Raw genomic sequence first — 1388 nt, 5'->3', positions numbered from 1 at the left:
CGAAGTGGTTGATGCCATGCTTCCAAGAAAAGCTTCTAAGCTTCAGGTAACCAGGAACCGTACCCCAAACCGACACAGGTGGTTGGGTAGAGAATACCAAGGCGCTTGAGAGAACTCGGGTGAAGGAACTAGGCAAAATGGCACCGTAACTTCGGGAGAAGGTGCGCCGGTGAGGGTGAAGGACTTGCTCCGTAAGCTCATGCCGGTCGAAGATACCAGGCCGCTGCGACTGTTTATTAAAAACACAGCACTCTGCAAACACGAAAGTGGACGTATAGGGTGTGACGCCTGCCCGGTGCCGGAAGGTTAATTGATGGGGTTAGCTAACGCGAAGCTCTTGATCGAAGCCCCGGTAAACGGCGGCCGTAACTATAACGGTCCTAAGGTAGCGAAATTCCTTGTCGGGTAAGTTCCGACCTGCACGAATGGCGTAACGATGGCGGCGCTGTCTCCACCCGAGACTCAGTGAAATTGAAATCGCTGTGAAGATGCAGTGTATCCGCGGCTAGACGGAAAGACCCCGTGAACCTTTACTATAGCTTTGCACTGGACTTTGAATTTGCTTGTGTAGGATAGGTGGGAGGCTTTGAAGCGTGGACGCCAGTCTGCGTGGAGCCAACCTTGAAATACCACCCTGGCAACTTTGAGGTTCTAACTCAGGTCCGTTATCCGGATCGAGGACAGTGTATGGTGGGTAGTTTGACTGGGGCGGTCTCCTCCTAAAGAGTAACGGAGGAGTACGAAGGTGCGCTCAGACCGGTCGGAAATCGGTCGTAGAGTATAAAGGCAAAAGCGCGCTTGACTGCGAGACAGACACGTCGAGCAGGTACGAAAGTAGGTCTTAGTGATCCGGTGGTTCTGTATGGAAGGGCCATCGCTCAACGGATAAAAGGTACTCCGGGGATAACAGGCTGATACCGCCCAAGAGTTCATATCGACGGCGGTGTTTGGCACCTCGATGTCGGCTCATCACATCCTGGGGCTGAAGCCGGTCCCAAGGGTATGGCTGTTCGCCATTTAAAGTGGTACGCGAGCTGGGTTTAGAACGTCGTGAGACAGTTCGGTCCCTATCTGCCGTGGACGTTTGAGATTTGAGAGGGGCTGCTCCTAGTACGAGAGGACCGGAGTGGACGAACCTCTGGTGTTCCGGTTGTCACGCCAGTGGCATTGCCGGGTAGCTATGTTCGGAATAGATAACCGCTGAAAGCATCTAAGCGGGAAACTAGCCTCAAGATGAGATCTCACTGGAACCTTGAGTTCCCTGAAGGGCCGTCGAAGACTACGACGTTGATAGGTTGGGTGTGTAAGCGCTGTGAGGCGTTGAGCTAACCAATACTAATTGCCCGTGAGGCTTGACCATATAACACCCAAGCAATTTGCATGCTCTG

At 53.1% G+C, this 1388-nt stretch carries 1 rRNA gene; it reads left to right on the top strand.

The features are described 5' to 3' along the window. A 23S ribosomal RNA gene (locus tag AC19YS_RS32015) occupies window positions 1–1360 on the top strand; the annotation flags it as partial. Window positions 1361–1388 lie beyond the last annotated feature (28 nt).

This window comes from Pseudomonas sp. MF08831, assembly GCF_059862645.1.
The sequence above is the reverse complement of the archived record's forward strand: the minus strand, read 5'-3'. Positions and strand labels throughout refer to the sequence as shown.